Origin of the sequence: Acinetobacter entericus (assembly GCF_026168575.1) — a bacterium.
Lineage (GTDB): Bacteria > Pseudomonadota > Gammaproteobacteria > Pseudomonadales > Moraxellaceae > Acinetobacter > Acinetobacter bouvetii.
Map to the genome: position 1 here is coordinate 1 of NZ_JAPEQW010000025.1, position 17,528 is coordinate 17,528.

General features: G+C 37.2%; 17 protein-coding genes and 2 pseudogenes. 11 read left to right on the forward strand and 8 right to left on the reverse strand.

The window, feature by feature from the left end:
• Nucleotides 1-524: 524 nt before the first annotated feature.
• The 4 genes and pseudogenes from OKC24_RS15655 to OKC24_RS15670 form a co-directional block, all read left to right on the forward strand.
• Nucleotides 525-1,034 (forward strand): cytochrome b, encoded by a 510-nt coding sequence (locus OKC24_RS15655; RefSeq protein ID WP_067670051.1) that lies wholly within the window; start codon nucleotides 525-527, stop codon nucleotides 1,032-1,034.
• A 19-nt stretch (nucleotides 1,035-1,053) separates the two neighbouring features.
• On the forward strand, nucleotides 1,054-1,938 hold the full coding sequence (locus tag OKC24_RS15660; protein ID WP_067670053.1) for a cation diffusion facilitator family transporter: 885 nt from the start codon (nucleotides 1,054-1,056) through the stop codon (nucleotides 1,936-1,938).
• Nucleotides 1,939-2,465: 527 nt separating this feature from the next.
• Nucleotides 2,466-3,345 (forward strand): annotated as a pseudogene (locus OKC24_RS15665) (IS982 family transposase).
• A 77-nt stretch (nucleotides 3,346-3,422) separates the two neighbouring features.
• A pseudogene (locus tag OKC24_RS15670) lies at nucleotides 3,423-4,458 on the forward strand (beta-barrel domain-containing protein); the annotation flags it as partial.
• Nucleotides 4,459-4,612: 154 nt separating this feature from the next.
• On the opposite strand, the gene thrS reads toward OKC24_RS15670, so the two are convergent.
• The 7 genes from thrS to cysS all read right to left on the reverse strand — a co-directional run bounded on the left by thrS (nucleotide 4,613) and on the right by cysS (nucleotide 11,832).
• Nucleotides 4,613-6,529 carry a threonine--tRNA ligase gene (gene thrS / locus OKC24_RS15675; protein WP_130144973.1) on the reverse strand — a complete coding sequence of 639 codons (1,917 nt, stop codon included), beginning with the start codon at nucleotides 6,527-6,529 and terminating at the stop codon, nucleotides 4,613-4,615.
• Between the two features lie 36 nt (nucleotides 6,530-6,565).
• Nucleotides 6,566-7,921 carry a dihydroorotase gene (locus tag OKC24_RS15680; RefSeq protein ID WP_067670057.1) on the reverse strand — a complete coding sequence of 452 codons (1,356 nt, stop codon included), beginning with the start codon at nucleotides 7,919-7,921 and terminating at the stop codon, nucleotides 6,566-6,568.
• Nucleotides 7,911-8,471, reverse strand: coding sequence for a gamma carbonic anhydrase family protein (locus OKC24_RS15685; RefSeq protein WP_130144971.1), 561 nt, complete (start codon nucleotides 8,469-8,471; stop codon nucleotides 7,911-7,913). The genes OKC24_RS15680 and OKC24_RS15685 overlap by 11 nt, the downstream gene beginning before the upstream one ends.
• Nucleotides 8,472-8,500: 29 nt before the next feature.
• Nucleotides 8,501-8,920, reverse strand: a complete 420-nt coding sequence (gene hisI, locus OKC24_RS15690; protein WP_067670086.1) for a phosphoribosyl-AMP cyclohydrolase — start codon at nucleotides 8,918-8,920, stop codon at nucleotides 8,501-8,503.
• The gene (folE2, locus tag OKC24_RS15695) at nucleotides 8,914-9,819 is read right to left on the reverse strand and encodes a GTP cyclohydrolase FolE2 (protein ID WP_130144969.1); all 906 of its coding nucleotides are present in this window, start codon (nucleotides 9,817-9,819) and stop codon (nucleotides 8,914-8,916) included. Before folE2 ends, hisI begins: the two co-directional genes overlap by 7 nt.
• A 101-nt stretch (nucleotides 9,820-9,920) precedes the next feature.
• Entirely contained in the window at nucleotides 9,921-10,337 is a 417-nt protein-coding gene (fur, locus tag OKC24_RS15700; protein ID WP_067670062.1) for a ferric iron uptake transcriptional regulator, read from the reverse strand.
• A 61-nt stretch (nucleotides 10,338-10,398) separates the two neighbouring features.
• Nucleotides 10,399-11,832, reverse strand: a complete 1,434-nt coding sequence (cysS, locus tag OKC24_RS15705) for a cysteine--tRNA ligase (protein WP_067671817.1) — start codon at nucleotides 11,830-11,832, stop codon at nucleotides 10,399-10,401.
• 189 nt (nucleotides 11,833-12,021) lie between these two features.
• Between cysS and OKC24_RS15710 the strand changes: the two genes are divergently transcribed.
• Genes OKC24_RS15710 through zigA form a run of 3 tightly spaced genes read left to right on the forward strand, consistent with a single transcriptional unit; the run spans nucleotide 12,022 to nucleotide 14,417 of the window.
• Nucleotides 12,022-12,768: a D-Ala-D-Ala carboxypeptidase family metallohydrolase gene (locus tag OKC24_RS15710; RefSeq protein ID WP_067671820.1), complete on the forward strand. Its 747-nt coding sequence runs from the start codon at nucleotides 12,022-12,024 to the stop codon at nucleotides 12,766-12,768.
• Nucleotides 12,761-13,192, forward strand: a complete 432-nt coding sequence (locus OKC24_RS15715; RefSeq protein WP_067671823.1) for a Fur family transcriptional regulator — start codon at nucleotides 12,761-12,763, stop codon at nucleotides 13,190-13,192. The genes OKC24_RS15710 and OKC24_RS15715 overlap by 8 nt, the downstream gene beginning before the upstream one ends.
• Nucleotides 13,185-14,417 carry a zinc metallochaperone GTPase ZigA gene (gene zigA / locus OKC24_RS15720; RefSeq protein ID WP_067671826.1) on the forward strand — a complete coding sequence of 411 codons (1,233 nt, stop codon included), beginning with the start codon at nucleotides 13,185-13,187 and terminating at the stop codon, nucleotides 14,415-14,417. Before OKC24_RS15715 ends, zigA begins: the two co-directional genes overlap by 8 nt.
• 91 nt (nucleotides 14,418-14,508) lie before the next feature.
• Here zigA and OKC24_RS15725 read toward each other — a convergent pair whose 3' ends face one another.
• Nucleotides 14,509-14,835, reverse strand: coding sequence for an ArsR/SmtB family transcription factor (locus OKC24_RS15725; protein ID WP_067671829.1), 327 nt, complete (start codon nucleotides 14,833-14,835; stop codon nucleotides 14,509-14,511).
• Between the two features lie 111 nt (nucleotides 14,836-14,946).
• Here OKC24_RS15725 and OKC24_RS15730 point away from each other — a divergent pair, with 111 nt between their 5' ends.
• From OKC24_RS15730 to OKC24_RS15745, 4 genes are all read left to right on the forward strand, one after another.
• Nucleotides 14,947-15,363, forward strand: coding sequence for a YeeE/YedE family protein (locus tag OKC24_RS15730; protein ID WP_067671832.1), 417 nt, complete (start codon nucleotides 14,947-14,949; stop codon nucleotides 15,361-15,363).
• Nucleotides 15,364-15,780, forward strand: coding sequence for a DUF6691 family protein (locus tag OKC24_RS15735; RefSeq protein ID WP_067671835.1), 417 nt, complete (start codon nucleotides 15,364-15,366; stop codon nucleotides 15,778-15,780).
• A 2-nt stretch (nucleotides 15,781-15,782) separates the two neighbouring features.
• Nucleotides 15,783-16,655: an MBL fold metallo-hydrolase gene (locus tag OKC24_RS15740; RefSeq protein ID WP_067671838.1), complete on the forward strand. Its 873-nt coding sequence runs from the start codon at nucleotides 15,783-15,785 to the stop codon at nucleotides 16,653-16,655.
• Between the two features lie 65 nt (nucleotides 16,656-16,720).
• Nucleotides 16,721-17,503 (forward strand): sulfite exporter TauE/SafE family protein, encoded by a 783-nt coding sequence (locus OKC24_RS15745; protein WP_130144965.1) that lies wholly within the window; start codon nucleotides 16,721-16,723, stop codon nucleotides 17,501-17,503.
• Nucleotides 17,504-17,528 lie beyond the last annotated feature (25 nt).

Here is a 17,528-nt window from a genome sequence, read left to right on the forward strand (position 1 = left end):
GAGTATCACTTATAGGAGTTGTTCAAATTTCCGGATCCATCTCTAACGATTTCATGTCAGTATACCTATATAAATAGGAGGATCCTTGTCGAAGTTTGTCTCAAGCAAAAATAAATGAGGTTGGCTTATTTGAAGATAAACTTAAGTGTAGGATTTTTAAAGTTAGGATTAATGAGATATATATTTTTGTTTTAAATAGATGGAGAGGATTAGGTAGACTTTATTCCTCCATTTTTCATAAAAAAGAAAAACGGTAAGTATATTTATTTTATGAATTTTATACATAAAAGCTACATGTGAAATATTTTTCGGATTGAATGGAATAGAATCCTTAAAATTTACTCGAGTCTGATATTTATTTTATAGGGTAAGATTAATGTAATTAAGAATGATTATTTTTATTGGGTGCTGGATGGTATTTTTTAGCATTTGATTTTTTAAATATTTTAAAAAATTAATTTAAATTTAAGGTTACTTTTATAATGTAATAATATCAATTTATATTTTTGAATTTTGGGGTTGTTATGAAAAATAAATATCCTTTTCCAATAATGATTATGCATTGGATTACACTTTGCCTTGTGGTGTTGGCGTATCTCACAGGTGGAGACCCAACCGTACATCTAAAAAGCGGAGAACTCCATGTTTTCGCTGGGATATCCGTATTTTTGCTATTTTTTATCAGAATTATAATGATTTTTACTTATAGAAAAGATATTCCGCTGAACAAGCCGATGAATAAATATCAAAGAACTTTATTTTTGATGGTGAAATACACACTTTATTCATTGTTGTTTTTAATTCCTGTACTGGGCTGGGTTACTTTATCAGGTTTAACAGAGAGTTATCAGTTTTCTGGAATGAGTTTACCTCTCATAAGTAATTCATGGGATGTTGAAAAAATTGGAGAAATCCATGAATTTCTAGGTAATTCTTTCATGGTGCTGATAGGCTTTCATGCATTGGCTGCATTAATTCATCATTATGTATTTAAAGATAACGTTTTGAAAAGTATGCTTTATTTTAAAAAGTGAACCAAGAGCTTGAAAGATTATGATTGAATCAAATATTGATCTTGAGTTAAGGGCGAAAGCTGCTTCAAAGTCAACGTGGATCAGTGTTGCTGTGAATATTTTCTTATCGATTGGGCAGATATGGATTGGTCTGTTTTCTAAATCACAAGGTTTAGTTGCAGATGGTATTCATACTTTAAGTGATTTAGTTGCGGACTTTATTGTATTAGTGGCCAATCGTCATAGTCAAAAAGCACCAGATGACGTTCATCCTTATGGTTATCTTCGTTTTGAAAATGCAGCATCTTTTATACTGGGTTTAATTTTACTGTCCGTTGGGGGCGGAATGCTATGGACAGCAACCCATAAAATTCTTCATCCTGAGCAAATTTCCCAAGTTCATAGCATAGCACTTTGGGTAGCAATAACTGCATTGATCTGTAAGGAAATTTTGTTCCGCTATATGCTCTCTATTGCCAAAAAAGTAAAATCGAGTTTATTGATTGCGAATGCTTGGCACGCACGTTCAGATGCGGCATCTTCTTTTGTTGTAGCATTAGGGATTATAGGGAATCTTGCGGGATACCCAATTCTTGATCCAATCGCGGCGTTAATTGTCGGTTTGATGATTGCTAAAATGGGTTTTGACTTTAGCTGGACGGGCTTACATGATTTGATGGACAAGTCGGCAAATGAAGATGAGATTGCTGCTATTAAAGAAACCTTATTGAATAAAGAGGGGATATTGGGCTTACATCAACTCAGAACCCGTAAAATGGGTGATATGATTATTGTAGATGTTCATTTAGAAGTCAGTGGTGAGCAAAGTGTAAGAGAAGGACATAAAATTGCAGTAGATGCCAGAAATGAAGTCCTCAAAAACCATAATGTGATTGATGTGGTTACTCACATTGACCCGATATAATTTGAAAGTGGACATAAATAGGCATCAAGAATAAATAAGATTCAAGATACCTGAATTTAAAAAGATTTATTGAAAATTTCCAATGAGTTCATTTGTTTCAATTAAGCTTTGAATTCGTATTTTTTTAATCACATTTAAATAAAATTCTTTTGTATTACCTCAATATTTCAATCACATTGTTATCACGAAAAGTTTAAGCTCAATTGCTTAAAAAGTTTTCGATCAATTGGAATACTTTTCAGCACAAATTTCATTTTTAATATCCGTACATTGCCTTTTATAGCATTAGATATATGTCCTAAGAGCAACAAGTTCTAGTGTAAATTTTTACAGTGAAGAGAGCGTATGAGGTCGATTTAATTGTTAATGGTTGTGAATATAACCACAGCATTGAATTTATTCTACTTCATCATACATAGCATCATTTTCATAGGTAACCCGAATCTCAGATAAGAAATTGACTTGAAAAATAAGAGAACTAGAGCCATCAGTTGAGTTACCACACCAAACCTAAAGCTCTAGTCCTAATGTTCAATAGTACCGAATTACTCTGTGTAATCGATGATTTCTTTCTTAAATTTGAAGCAACTTATTGGAAGTTTCTCAAACAAATCCGCCACTCTTTAAGAATCAGAACTGCACAGCTGACCATCTCGGAAATTAGCTTTATTGCCATTTGGTATAAGTGTTCTCATATCAACAATTTCAAAGCATTCTTTTCATGGTTGAAACAGGATAAAAATCATTTATTTAAAAATTTACCCTACTACCAACGGATGATTCACCTCATCAATATGCATCAATATGCATCAATTGGCACTACATGCTTTACATGTCGCCTTAATGAAAGGCCAACGTAGCCAATATTTATGGGTTGATTCAACCACTTTACCTGTCTGTAAAAATCAACGCATCCAACGCCATAAATCATTAGCCAAAATTGCATCACGTGGTAAAAGTTCGATGGGCTGGTTTTATGGTTGTAAATTACATATCGCGATGAATCAATTGGGTGAAATCGCTTGTTCTGCTTTATCTAATGGACATGTGTCTGACATCAAAATGGTTGAACATTTGGTTGAAGGCTTAGAAGCAAAGCTTTATGCGGATCGTGGCTATATCAGCCAAGATTTAAAAAGCAAGTTAAAGAATCAAGGTATTGATTTAATTACCTATCATCGAAAGAATATGCGGACTGTTCAACTCTGTGAACAAGATGAATATCACTTAAAATAACGTAATAAGATAGAAACGTTATTTAGCTTATTGAAAGGTCAATACAATTTAGTGACGAGTAAAGCACGTAGTATTCATGGATTTCTAAGTGGGATTTACGTATCGTTATGCGTATATCAATTAACTCAACGAAATAAGCCAAAAATTCAAATTATGGAATCCTTGGCTTAAACAGGATTCGGGTTATTTATTGTCAAAACTTATGCACGGATTACGGCTTTCTTCTTTTGTGGATGATAGCGGAAGTTGGAGAGGTCTCAACAGGAACTGGCAAAGTTATTCCATCTTCTAAAGAGCAAGTTATTCAGTCTCTTGAAGGTGGTATCTTAACGAAGCTCTATGTGCATGAGGGCGAAATTATCGAAAAAGGGCAAATACTGGCTCCGCTTGATCCGACTCGTTTTGCATCAAATGTTGGTGAATCAGCATCCTTACTTCTTACTTCTCAAGCAACTGCAGCGCGACTACGCGCAGAAGTAAATGGGAATGCTTTAGTATTTCCAAGTGAAGTATTAAAAGAGCGTAGTTTAGTTGAGGAAGAAACAGCGCTGTATCATTCGCGTCGATCTAATTTGGAAGAATCCTTAGCTGGATTGAAGCAGGCACTTACTTTAGTTGAACAAGAGCCACAAATGACTGAGCCTTTGGTTGCGAAAGGTGCAGCAAGTGAAGTGGAAGTTTTAAGACTTAAACGTCAAGCGACTGATTTGCGCAATCAAATGAGTGATGTGCGAAACCAATATTCAGTAAAAGCTCGTGAAGAACTAGCAAAAGCAAATACAGACATTGAAACTCAGTCTCAGGTCGTAAAAGGGAAGTCGGACTCTATTTAAGTCACTAGTGAGAGGGATTGTAAAAGAAATTGATGTTATGACTATTGGTGGTGTGATTTCTCAGAATGGAAAGCTGATGACTATTGTTCCACTTGATGAAAAACTTTTGGTTGAAGCGCGTATTTCGCCTAGAGATATTGCCTTTATTCATTCTGGACAAGAAGCACTCGTAAAAATCACTGCATTTGACTATTCTATCTATGGTGGATTGAAAGGGAAAGTTTCTATTATTTCACCAGATACATTGAGAGATGAAGTTAAGCAAGATCAATTTTATTATCGAGTTTATATTCGGACTGATTCAGACAAGTTGATCAATAAAGAAGGGCAGAAGTTTAATATCACACCTGGAATGGTTGCAACGGTAGATATTAAAACAGGTGAAAAAACGGTGTTGGATTATTTAATCAAACCATTTAATAAGGCGCAAGAGGCATTAAGGGAGCGGTAATAATTATTGTTTCCTAGCATAAATTTATGATTACTAGCTCAACACAGCAAAACAAATTCCCAAGATCCATTGCAAAATAGGTTCTCAGGTTAAAAATCTTCTTTTCCTGCCGTAAATTTTTAACCTGATTATGTGTTTGATGCCACATAAGCAATCAATTCACAAAATTTGCTTGAGTCGTAAAGAAATCATGCAGATCTGTAGTCAGGATATCCCCAAAATCCTGCCCATTTTGCGCACGTATTCGAACAGATGATTGTTGCATTTCTTGCTCCCCAACAATGATCAGATAAGGTATTTTTTGTAGCGTATTTTCACGGATTTTATAGTTCAATTTTGATTGACTTAAATCTAATGTTGCCCTAAAGCCATTCTGTTTAAGTGATTCTTGGACTTGTTTGGCGTAATCATGTTGTACATCTGTAATCGGTAAAATTGCGATTTGGACAGGTGCAAGCCAAAATGGGAAGTGCCCCATATAATGCTCGATCAAAATACCAATAAAGCGCTCAAGAGATCCAAATAAAGCACGGTGCAACATCACAGGCCGTTGTTTTTCATTATTTTCATCAATGTAATGAATATCAAAACGTTCTGGTAAATTTAAATCAACCTGAATTGTTCCGCATTGCCATTCACGACCAATGGCATCTTTTAAGGTAAATTCAAGTTTAGGGCCATAAAATGCACCTTCACCGATATTTAATGTATAAGGAATATTAAGCTGTTCGAGAGATTGTTTTAGTGTATTTTCTAAGAAATCCCAAATTTCTTCCGTGCCGACACGATGATCAGGCCTTGTCGATAATTTAAGCGAAACTTCATTAAAGCCAAATTGCTCATAAATTTTATAAATGAGGGCAATTGTATTTTTACATTCAGATAAAAGCTGGCTGTTAGTACAAAAAATATGGGCGTCATCTTGGGTAAAATGACGAACACGCATTAATCCATGTAAAGATCCAGATGGCTCATAGCGATGAACTTTACCAAATTCCGCCATACGTAATGGTAAGTCACGATAACTTCTTAATTCATGTGCATATAGACAAACTGCGCCAGGACAACTCATAGGCTTAAGTGCATAACTTCGCTGATCTTCAGTGACGGTGGTAAACATATGCTGCTGATAGTTTTGCCAGTGTCCCGAAATTTCCCAAAGTTCACGATCCATGACATCGGGAGTATTAACTTCGATATAACCCGCATCATCTTGTTGCTGGCGTAAATAATCTGATAATAACTGAAATAATTTCCATCCTTTCGCGTGCCAGAACACGGCACCTGGTGCTTTATCATCAAAATGTAGTAAATCAAGTTGTTGTGCTAATTTACGATGATCTCGTTTTGCGGCTTCTTCAACTTGCTTTAAATGTTTTTTTAATTGTTTTTGGTCAGCCCAACATGTGACATAAATCCGCTGTAACATCGGTTGTGTAGCGTCGCCTTGCCAATATGCACCAGAAACATGAGTCACTTTAAAATATTCTAAAAATTCAGTATTTGGAACAAGTGGATATAAGTAAACGTCTGAGAAATCATTATTTTGATGGAAAAATAAGTCGCTTGATTTACTCGTATTTTTTAAGTATTGATACTTAAAATCCAAATCTTGCTGTTTAAAAAAATTAGCTGCTTGATCGGCTGTAATCTTTTCAGTACGAATATCTAAATGTTGTTGTACCCACTCATGCATTTTCAGTTCAATTTGTTGTAAATCATTCTGATTAAAATACGACGTATCGGCGAAATCATAATAAATACCTTGATTGGTAATTTGATATTCTACAGGTTGAGCAGCAGGGTATAACTGATAGACAGCCTGTGCCAATAAATAAGCATAGGAGTGTCGCAGTAGAATTAAATTATTGTCATCGTTCAGACTGAAAAGTTCGATGTGACAGTCATGTTGGATGACATGATGCAAATCAACGAAATGAGCATCAATTTTGGCGAGAAAAGCTTTTTTATAGCCTTGAATTTTGAAACGGGACAAGGTTTCAAAAATCGACATTGGTTGCTCAAGTTGAAGATGCTGTGTTGAACCAAGGAAATTAAGCTGGATATTCATGTAGAGTCGTCTAAATACAGGTTGGGTTATTGCAGATTAGCGGTCAATTTCTAAGGCTTGACCCTGACAGTTAAGATAAGGTTGTTGTTGGTGCCATGCGAGTTGACCAGAAATGATGGTTGTGTCCACCAGATAGCGGAACGTTTTCTCTTGGAATGGTGTCCAGCCGCAACGCATAAAATTAGTCTGTTCAGCTACTGATTGTTTTTTTTGATTTTCGCGGACGAGGACTAAATCAGCCCAATAGCCTTCGCGGATATAGCCTCGATCTTTAATACGGAATAAATCGGCAACCTGATGAGAAGATTTTCTTACCAGCGTTTCAATTGATAGTTTCTGATCTGCCACTAATTCTAATAATGCGGGTAAGGCATGCTGAACTAGCGGTAACCCTGAAGGGGCATTAAAATAAGTTTGCTGTTTTTCTTGCCAAGTATGCGGCGCATGGTCTGTGCCAATAATATCTAAACGCTCACTATTGGCGACAGCATCAATGAGGGTATGCTTGTCACTGGCAGTTTTTATTGCTGGATTACATTTAATTAAATGTCCTAAATCTGCATAATCAGACTCATCAAAAGTTAAGTGATGTATACATACTTCAGCAGTAATATGCTTTTTATCCAATGGTAAATTTTTAAATAAGCAAAGCTCTTTTGCTGTCGTCAGATGCAATACATGTAGCTGTGTACCAAATTCTTCAGCGAGTGATACGGCTAATCGAGAGCTTTCAAAACAGGCTTGTTTATCCCTAATTTTAGGATGTAAGTTTGCTGGAATATCTTCGCCATATTTATCACGATAAAACTCTTCCAGCTGTTTGATCCGGGGCGTGGATTCGCAATGTGCTAATAAAATAGTGGGCACATTAGCAAATAAGCGCTCTAAAATTTTTGGATCATCAACCAACATATTACCCGTTGATGCTCCCATAAAAACTTTCACGCCGCTAACCAATTTAGGATCAAGCGCTTCAACAATCTCTAAATTTTGTGCACTTACCCCAAAGTGAAATGCATAATTGGCTATGCTATGTTGAGCTGCAATTGCTTTTTTATCGTGTAGTGCAGTTAAGTCCAATGTAGCAGGATTGGTATTGGGCATATCCATAAAGCTGGTAATTCCACCTATTGCAGCTGCCAAAGATTCTGAGGCAAAACTCCCTTTTTGTGGTGAGCCTGGGTCGCGGAAGTGGACTTGATCATCAATCATGCCTGGGAGTAACCATGCGCCATCAGCCTCGATGCTCTTGGCATTGTGGATACCCGTTATATTAGATTGTATTTTACGAATACGGCCTTGCTGAATAAGGACATCACCGATTTGTTGCTGCCCCTCATTAACCATATTCGCATTACGTATGATTAGATTTGGGAGTTGTCTAAAATTCATTTTGTAATGCCTTATAACCTTGTACTAACTCAATATTGGTGCTCACCACACTTTCAGAAAATTCACTGATAGAAATATCGATCGGTTGGTACTGGCTTAAGTCGGTTCGGGCATTGATATAGCTCATCGCAGGGACATAAAATGATTTAGGCAAATCTCGGCCATCGACCACGGCATTGTGACGGACGGCACTATGATCACCGACCTTACAATTAAATAAGACACTGTTAAAACCAACGAATACATGATTACCAATTACACAAGGGCCATGAATAATTGAACGGTGGGCAATCGATGAATTTTTCCCAATAGTGACTTGCGCACCTGCTTTTGAATGGATAACAACGCCATCTTGAATATTCGAGTTTTCACCGATGATAATCGGTTGCATCTCACCATTTTCATCCACTTCATCTGCACGGATCACCGCATAAGGACCGACAAATACGTTAGCTTCAATAATGACTTTTCCACAAATAATTGCGGTCTGATCAATATAAGCGGTTTGGTCAATGACAGGGAGATGACCAGTTGGATTTTTACGAATCATGGTAATGTCTTCAATGTTATATAAATTAGCTAAATGATGGGCTGAGTTAAAATTGTGGCGTGTTGTGTGTTTAATCCAAGATAAAAACAACTGGGACGATTAGTGTGGCAGGCTGGTCCAGCTTGCTCGACCAAAAAAAGGATGCTGTCACCGTCACAATCAAGTCTGGCTTCAATGAGTTTTTGACGATGTCCTGAACTTTCGCCTTTTCGCCATAAGCATTTCCGCGAGCGAGACCAATAGCAAACCTGTCTTGTATTTAGGGTTTCAAGTAGTGCATCACGGTTAATCCAAGCAAGCATTAAGACATCTTTACTTTGTCCATCTTGGGCAATGGCAGTGATTAGTCCATCCTTGTTCCAGGGAATGGCATCAATAATGCTTTTCAGTTCATAACATTGCCCCATCTTTCCTTGTTCAATGTCTAGAAAAACTGTTGAACCTACCATTGCCATGATCCCTGAGCGACTGCATCGTGAGCATGTAGACTTTCAGCATGAATGACTTTGAAGTTAAATCCTGAAATACCTGAGTAGTTGACAAATGCGTGGTATAAGCGGCGTAAAGCATCTTCACAGAACATTAAATTTTGACCATTTGCTAATGCGAATGCTTGCTCATCTACGCGTTTGACAGCTGTCTGAACAGGTGTTGTCAAGGCTTGTTCTGCATGTGAAATGAATTGCCGAATTGGAATGGACTGTAAACAAGGGGCTAATTTAAAACGTAGCTGAGCAAAACTTCTTTGGCTGTGTGGAGTTGCTACAATCGCATCTGTTGTACCTAACCACGCCATAACTTCATCGGTGTTTTGTGGATTTATTTTTTTTGTATCAATGGCATCTTGAAAGCTTTTTTGAATGAGGTCACGTACTAAAGCAGCAGAACAAGGACACGTTGAGGAATAGGTGATTTCTATTGCTAATTCTGCTTCAAAAGTATGCTCACTTAACTTACAGGATAAGTTAAATGGATAACTTTTCCAGCCCGATAGTGCGCTGACTAAAGCAGGTTGTTCTAAATTAAACTCCGCTTGAATATCAAGGCGGGCTTGTTGAGAGAGCTCAGTATGGCTCGCTAAAAAATCTTGAAGCGCTTGATAAATTTTACTTAAAGTTAGGTCAGGTAGGGCATGGAGTTCCAACAGTCGAGTATACAGTCTAGACATATGAATGCCTTTAGCCTGAGGATCATCTAAGCTGACATAGGCATTCACTTTACTTGCGCACAGTGTATTTTGAATTTGAATAGGTAAGGCGATATTCTCCATTCCGACCCAATCGAGAGGATAGGCATGCATATTCAGAAAAGGTTCAGATGAGACATCTGGGAGCTGCAAGGCATTCATAATTGAAAGTATCTGTTAAATGTTATGTTATAACATAACATTTAACAGATATTGTTTCTAGTATGCTTTTGATAAGAACTGATAAATAGTCGATTTTTATTTTACTTAGTTGAATTTCTACAATATCCAAATAAGATCAGAGAATGTCCTGTGAGTTGAAAATCATGCTTTGTTGCAATATCTAGAAGTAATTTTTCAATTTCCTCATTCTTAAACTCAATGATTTGGTTTGTTTCTTGACAGACAAGATGATCGTGCGAAGTATCTTGCTTTATCTCAAATACAGCATGATTGTGATCAAAGTTATGGCGTTGAATAATACCTGCCATTTCAAATTGAGTTAAGACACGATAGACCGTTGCTAGTCCAACATCCTCATCTTGCTCCAATAGTTTTTTATAAATATCCTCCGCACTCAGATGGTGAGGAATTGAGTTTTCCAATATTTCTAAAATTTTTATTCGCGGAAGAGTGACTTTTAGTCCTGCTTTTCTCAGGTCTTGATTGCTAATCGCCATATGTGTAATCCGTATTTGATAAAGATGGGGAGGATGAATCTTAATAAGTAAACATCATTCATTATTGATTGAGTCTCCAAATTGTTTGTGTCTGGGTATCCTCTAAAAGGATGCCACTTTTAAGTAATTTCTGTCGAATTTGATCTGCTAAAGCATATTGTTTATTGCTTCGTGCTGTATTTCTTGCCAGAATCGCTTCTTGGATTTCCTGCTCGGAAAGGGGAGAATCTTGTTCACTAGCTGAGTGCTTTAATATTTTCTCAGGATCATACTGAAAAATATTTAGAATATTGCCGATCCAAAGAAGTAACTGATAATTTTTAATAACGTTTTCTTGGTTCTCTTCTTTTAAGGCTATGTTCAGCTGCTTCAATAAGTCAAAACAAACAACTAAAGCTTCTGGAGTATTAAAGTCATCGTTCATGGCTTGATTAAATTTTTGTATAAAAGGATTACTATTTAGTTCTGTTTTAATAGCATCATCTTTTGATGTGATAAAGGGTTGTGCGTGGTAAATTGCTTGATAGAATCGAGACAATACTTTTTGTGTATCTTTTAAAATATGATCAGAGAAATCAATCGGATTACGGTAATGCGAACTGATCACCAGTAAGCGAATGACTTCAGGATGATAATCCTTGAGCGCATCACGTATGGTAAGAAAATTACCTAATGATTTCGACATTTTTTCTCCATTGACATTGATGAAGCCTGTATGCAACCAGTAATTCACATATTTTTCTCCAGTTGCAGCTTCACTCTGTGCTATTTCATTTTCATGATGTGGGAAAATTAAATCACCCCCACCGCCATGAATATCGAAATGGTTGCCAAGATGACACATTGACATTGCCGAACATTCAATATGCCAACCTGGTCGACCATTTCCCCAAGGCGATTGCCAAAAAGGTTCATTGGGTTTTGAAGCTTTCCAGAGTACAAAATCAAAAGGATGACGTTTTTCTGTTTCTAAACTGACACGTTGGCTCGCACCAGCTTGCATATCTGCTAATTTTCGACCAGATAATCGTCCATAGTCAGGATAGCTTTCAACAGAAAAATAAATATCGCCATTTGATGTTTGATAGGCGTATTTTTTTTGGAATAAGGTTTGAATAATAGTTTGAATATTTTGAATAGAATCAGTTGCTTTAGGCTCTGCATCAGGAGAGAGGCAGCCTAATGTATGAAAATCTATATGCATTGCTTGAATAAAGCGATCCGTCAATTTGCCGATGGATTCGTGGTTGTCTTGTGCTTTATGAATAATCTTGTTATCGATATCCGTAATATTACGAATGTATTTTACTTTCCAGCCCTGTGATCTCAAAAAGCGAACAATAAAGTCAAAGGCGACCATGGTTCGTGCATGTCCAATATGACAATAATCATAAACGGTGATTCCACAGACATAGAGTTTGATTTCGTTTGTTATGATAGGTTTGAAGCGCTCTTTGGATCGAGTTTCAGCATTATAAACATACAAATCAGACATTGTTTTTCCCAGTTAGCGCTCTATTAATTGCACAGCAGAATCAAATCAAAAACCAATGTTCTTCTTTGAATTTGAGATAAAGAAGAACTTTTAAATATTTAAGTTATGTTATAACATTACATTATAGGTGGCAAACTTATTAAAATTGCCCATTAGGCGTTTTAAGATTCGAGATTGAAATAAGTGGCTATGAAACATTTTTTAATTATTGGTTTACTGTTCTGTCTTACAGCATGCAGTCAGAAACAAACGGGGCAATTGATTTACTCATCAAATGCTTCGGGACAACATAACAATGTAAAACGTAAATCTGTACAGCCGAAACGATCGTATCCAAAAAATGCCCCAATAGAGTATCAGCATTGGATTTCGCAACCTTCACATAAAGCTCAAGTGAATCGTTATCAAACATTTTTAAAAAAATATAATTTACTGGGTGTTGTACCTGAATTTGAACTATTTCAAACAGCACGAGATTGGCAAAACTGCCATGCATCAGAATATGAAATTCCACCGCAAGAAATTTGGAACAATATCGTACCGACTTTAAATATTTTTAAGGAATTAATTAATGACAATGTGATTGATGATTTTACAGTCACTTCTGTTTACCGTAACTCTGCCCTAAATCGCTGTGCGAAAGGAGCAGATTCTTCCAAACATGTTTTTAATGCTGCACTTGATTTTAGGATTGGTCCAGAACAGCCAATACTAGAAGAACTTACAATGATTCAGCAAACAAAAACAAATTTGTGTCAATTTTGGGTCAAAAATGGTGATCGCTTGAATATGGGACTCGGAGTCTATGCTTCTGGTCAAATTCATATTGATAGTGCTGGATATCGCACATGGGGACCCGATCATAAAAGTACCTCATCTCCCTGTATCACTCAGCTTTTGTCTAATCGAAATGATAAAGGAAATGTAGATGAGTGAATTAAAACTTAGTGCGATACAGCAAAGGGTATTAACAATTTTGCAAAATGAGCAGAAGGCAATAAGTGCTTATGCTTTATTGGAAAAGGTAAAACCTTACGGCTTGCAATCTCCAGTACAAATTTATCGTATTTTAAAAAAACTATCAGGCCATGGCTTAATACTTAGACTTGATACATTGAACAAATATTTAGCATATGAATTGAGAAATAAGAAAAATTACTTACTCGTCACAATTTGTACAGAGTGTCAGACAGTTCAAATTCTTGATTCACCTCAGTTTACTCAAGTGATTGAACAGTCACTTGTTCATCAGGATTTTAGCCCTAAGCATCATTGTTTAGAGCTATTAGGTCAATGTGCTTTATGTTTTTCCAAACGTAACAAGCCTTTTATTAAGATAAGTGAGAAAGCCAATGGATAATTCTTTAGCCACTCCAGCCAAATTACCTGTAACTGTGCTGTCGGGATTCCTCGGTGCAGGTAAGACGACGTTACTCAATCATATTTTAAATAACCGCGAAGGTCGTCGTATCGCGGTCATTGTTAATGATATGTCGGAGGTAAATATTGATGCTGCTTTAGTACGAGATGGTGGTGCAGAACTTTCCCGTACTGATGAAAAACTGGTAGAAATGAGTAATGGTTGTATCTGCTGTACTTTGCGGGAAGATTTACTGGTGGAAGTTCGTCGCCTCGCTCAAGAGTATCGTTTTGATCAATTAGTCATTGAGTCAACGGGAATTTCTGAGCCATTACCCGTAGCCGAAACTTTTACTTTTGAAGATGAAAATGGTGTGTCACTGAATGAGTTTGCACGACTTGATACCATGGTGACGGTTGTAGATGCCTTTAATTTTTTAAAAGATTACAGCTCGTATGATAGTTTGCAACAACGCGGAGAGTCGTTGGGTGAACAAGATGAGCGTACTGTGGTTGACCTATTGATTGATCAAATTGAGTTTTGTGATGTCATCATCTTAAATAAAGTAGATCTGATCAATGAGGATGATAAACAACGTTTATTTGCAATTTTAAATAAACTTAATCCACGAGCAAAAATTGAAATTTCTGAATTTGGTAAAGTCAATTTAGATAAAGTTTTAAATACAGGGCTTTTTGATTTTAACGAAGCTTCTCAAGCTCCAGGTTGGCTGAAAGAATTGCGTGGTGAACACACACCTGAAACAGAAGAATATGGGATTAAAAGTTTTGTATATCGTGCGAGACGTCCATTTCATCCACAACGTTTTTATGATTTCATCAATTCCGAATGGAAAGGTGTGGTTCGTTCGAAAGGCTATTTTTGGTTGGCTTCAAACCCTGAGTTTGCTGCTTCTTGGTCACAAGCGGGTGCAATGGCTAGACATGGTGTTGCCGGCTATTGGTGGGCAACGGTTCCTGACGAGCATTGGCCAGAGGATCAGCAAAGCCGTGATGAAATCATCAGAAATTGGGATGAGCGTACTGGGGATGCACGACAGGAAATTGTAATGATTGGAATGGATATAGATGAACAGGGTTTAATTCAACAGTTTGACCAATGTTTACTGACGGATGTGGAAATGGCCGGAGGACCTGAGCAGTGGAAGCTTATGGTTAATCCATTTCCTGAGTGGGAGAACTTAGAGCAATCTTCAGATAATTGATTTGAAAAAAAGTAACAGACTTTTTTGCTTGAAAAGTGAGCATAAGAGTCTGTTATTCCAAATGTGAAATATTTTTAGGGAGTTAACATTTCTAGTTCGAGTCCATGTCATTCATACAATATAAGCCGTATAGGGTCTGCATGATTTGTAATATTCTCATATCACTAAATTGATAAAAGATTTGTTTGCCTTCACGGCGTGTCGATACCATTTTACTTTTTCTGAGTATCGTTAGTTGTTGTGATAATGTTGGTTGGCATACCTGAGCGGTTTTTTCAATTTGTTGAACATTCAGCTCACTATCAATTAAGACACATAAAATTTTAAGACGATCAGGATTCGATAAGACTTTTAGACAATCAGTGACAAGGTTGACTTTTGAAAGATCTATTTTCATTTTTAATTCATTGGTTTTCATAAGCGTATCCTAAAAATCATCTTATTATTATACAAAAAAATAAAGTAATACTTGTATATTATTTAATTATATAATATTAATAAGTATATTGTTTGGCGTGATTTGAATTGTATGTATGACTATTTGATTTCCTTTATGGGTGGATTATTGCTAGGTGCAGCTGTAGTTGGCTACCTATATGTACATGGTCGTATTGCTGGAGTTAGTGGATTAGTTGCACAAATTCTAAACCCTCAAACGATATTTAAGACACCTGCTATTTGGTTTATGTCAGGTTTGATCATTATACCCTTCATTTATGGGCGATTTGTTCAGCCAGAAATTGAATTGAATGCCAGTCCGTTGATGATGATTATTGCTGGGCTATTAGTGGGTTTTGGGACACGCTTAGGTTCAGGCTGTACCAGCGGTCATGGCATTTGTGGGATCAGTCGCTTATCTAAACGTTCTATTCTAGCCACCATGAGTTTTATGTTCGCTGGATTTGTTACGGTTTACATGATTCGCCATGTCACAGGAGCTTTCTAAATGAAGAATTTTCTTGCTTTCATTTTCGGCGGTTTATTTTCTATAGGTTTGATGCTTTCAGGGATGTCCAATCCAGAAAAAGTTCTAAACTTCTTAGATTTGTTTGGTGATTGGGATGCGAGTCTAGCTTTCGTAATGATTGGAGCGATTATGGTTGCAATTATTCCTTTTCAAAAGGTGGTACGCAGTCAGGCACCCAAAACCGTATTTAATGAACCAATTGAATTACCAAGTAATCATAAAATTGATCCTAAACTGATCTCGGGCAGCCTTTTATTTGGTATTGGTTGGGGGATTGCTGGGATATGTCCTGCGCCTAGTTTTACCTTGATTGGTCTTGGGCATTATCAAGTTCTGTATTTTATTGTCGCGATGCTTGCAGGCGTTTTGCTTCACCGTAAGTGGACAGGAGCTTAATCATGTTAAATTCCCCTGTTGTAAAAGATTTTTTTCACGAAGATACGAATACTTTCAGTTACGTGGTGAGTGATCCCGCTACCAAGTCATGTGCAATTATTGACAGTGTACTGGACTATGATGCTGCATCAGCCACAACATCTACCACACATGCCGATCAGATCATTACCTATGTCAAAGCGCAGGGTTTAACAGTCGGGTGGATTTTAGAAACTCATGTTCATGCCGATCATTTAACTGCTGCACAATATCTCAAAACCAAATTAGGCGGAAAAATCGCCATGAGCCAGAGAATTGCTGTAGTACAAGAGACCTTTTCTGCGATCTATCATTTGGATATCAAACAGTGGAATACCCAACAATTATTTGATTACCTGTTTGATGATCATGAGCAATTTCTAATTGGTTCAATCGAAGCATATAACATTCCCACCCCAGGACATACGCCTGCTTGCCTGAGTTATGTCATCGGTGATGCCGTGTTTGTGGGTGATACCTTATTCATGCCAGATTATGGAACAGCGCGCTGTGATTTCCCGAAGGGAAGCGCATCAATACTTTTTGATTCAATACAAAGTTTGTATCAACTGCCTGAGAAAACACATGTATTTCTCTGCCATGATTATTTGCCAGAAAAGCGCGATACCTATATGTGTGAAACGGATATTCAGACTCAAAAAAATCAGAATATCCATATTCACGACGGCACGACCAAAGATGATTTTGTTGAAATGCGTAATAAGCGCGATGCGGGTTTAAGTATGCCCAAACTGATTTTACCTTCGATACAGATCAATATGAAAGCAGGACAATTCCCTGAACCCGAAGAGAATGGTGTTTCTTATTTAAAACTTCCACTGAATTACTTCAAATAGGCAAATTTTAAGATTAAACAACAAGTTTTGTTTAATTGGTTTGGTAATAGAGGGGGGCAGTAGCGATGTGGATGCTAATACTTGAAGGACTGACCATCGGTGGTTTGCTTGGGTTAACCGGTGCTGGTGGTGGCATTCTGGCCGTACCCGCACTGATGGCAAGTCAAGGGTGGACGGTCGCACAAGCTGCACCTGTTGGCTTGCTTGCAGTCACTTTATCTGCCTTGGTTGGAACATTTGAAGGCTTATTTAAGAAGATAGTACGCTATCGGGCTGCGCTTTGGATTGCACTGATCAGCATTCCTTCAGCACGTTATGGTGTGCATCTGGGAGGAATAATTTCTCCTGTATGGCTTACCTTAGCATTCAGTTTAGTCATGCTCGTGGTTGCTTACCGGATTTTTTTTAAAAAAGTGAATGACCATACAGGTGTGCTGTGTAAAGTTAACCAAACAACTGGTCGTCTGATTTGGAACATGAAAACTGCATTGTCTCTCGGCGCCATTGGTGTCGTGGCAGGTTTATTGACTGGTTTGCTTGGGGTAGGTGGGGGATTCGTGATTGTTCCAGCACTGAGTAAAGTAACTGATCTTGATATGCGCAGTATTGTTGCGACCTCGTTGATGATTATTTTCCTGATAGGTGGTGTCAGCATTTCAGCTCATATTTTAGATGGTTTTCAATACCCCGTTTCGGTCACGCTGACTTTCGTTTTAGCTTGCATGGCTGGGATGTTGATTGGTCGAAGTTTGATGCCTTTAGTTAAGAATAGTCAAATCCAAAAGGTTTTTGCCATAACTGTCATAAGCGTAGCATTTTATTTAATTTCTACAGTCATCATAACTTAATACAAGCAAGAGATTAGAGCCAAAT

What these genes read in the sequence shown, in the direction of transcription:
- OKC24_RS15740 (WP_067671838.1), top strand. Translation starts at nt 15,783, where the DNA reads ATGTTAAATTCCCCTGTTGTAAAAGATTTTTTTCACGAAGATACGAAT.
- OKC24_RS15730 (WP_067671832.1), top strand. Translation starts at nt 14,947, where the DNA reads ATGTATGACTATTTGATTTCCTTTATGGGTGGATTATTGCTAGGTGCA.
- OKC24_RS15655 (WP_067670051.1), top strand. Translation starts at nt 525, where the DNA reads ATGAAAAATAAATATCCTTTTCCAATAATGATTATGCATTGGATTACA.
- OKC24_RS15680 (WP_067670057.1), bottom strand. Translation starts at nt 7,921, where the DNA reads ATGAATTTTAGACAACTCCCAAATCTAATCATACGTAATGCGAATATG.
- cysS (WP_067671817.1), bottom strand. Translation starts at nt 11,832, where the DNA reads ATGTCTGATTTGTATGTTTATAATGCTGAAACTCGATCCAAAGAGCGC.
- thrS (WP_130144973.1), bottom strand. Translation starts at nt 6,529, where the DNA reads ATGAATATCCAGCTTAATTTCCTTGGTTCAACACAGCATCTTCAACTT.
- OKC24_RS15715 (WP_067671823.1), top strand. Translation starts at nt 12,761, where the DNA reads ATGAGTGAATTAAAACTTAGTGCGATACAGCAAAGGGTATTAACAATT.
- OKC24_RS15735 (WP_067671835.1), top strand. Translation starts at nt 15,364, where the DNA reads ATGAAGAATTTTCTTGCTTTCATTTTCGGCGGTTTATTTTCTATAGGT.
- hisI (WP_067670086.1), bottom strand. Translation starts at nt 8,920, where the DNA reads ATGGTAGGTTCAACAGTTTTTCTAGACATTGAACAAGGAAAGATGGGG.
- OKC24_RS15660 (WP_067670053.1), top strand. Translation starts at nt 1,054, where the DNA reads ATGATTGAATCAAATATTGATCTTGAGTTAAGGGCGAAAGCTGCTTCA.
- OKC24_RS15685 (WP_130144971.1), bottom strand. Translation starts at nt 8,471, where the DNA reads ATGATTCGTAAAAATCCAACTGGTCATCTCCCTGTCATTGACCAAACC.
- zigA (WP_067671826.1), top strand. Translation starts at nt 13,185, where the DNA reads ATGGATAATTCTTTAGCCACTCCAGCCAAATTACCTGTAACTGTGCTG.
- folE2 (WP_130144969.1), bottom strand. Translation starts at nt 9,819, where the DNA reads ATGAATGCCTTGCAGCTCCCAGATGTCTCATCTGAACCTTTTCTGAAT.
- OKC24_RS15710 (WP_067671820.1), top strand. Translation starts at nt 12,022, where the DNA reads ATGAAACATTTTTTAATTATTGGTTTACTGTTCTGTCTTACAGCATGC.
- fur (WP_067670062.1), bottom strand. Translation starts at nt 10,337, where the DNA reads ATGGCGATTAGCAATCAAGACCTGAGAAAAGCAGGACTAAAAGTCACT.
- OKC24_RS15725 (WP_067671829.1), bottom strand. Translation starts at nt 14,835, where the DNA reads ATGAAAACCAATGAATTAAAAATGAAAATAGATCTTTCAAAAGTCAAC.
- OKC24_RS15745 (WP_130144965.1), top strand. Translation starts at nt 16,721, where the DNA reads ATGTGGATGCTAATACTTGAAGGACTGACCATCGGTGGTTTGCTTGGG.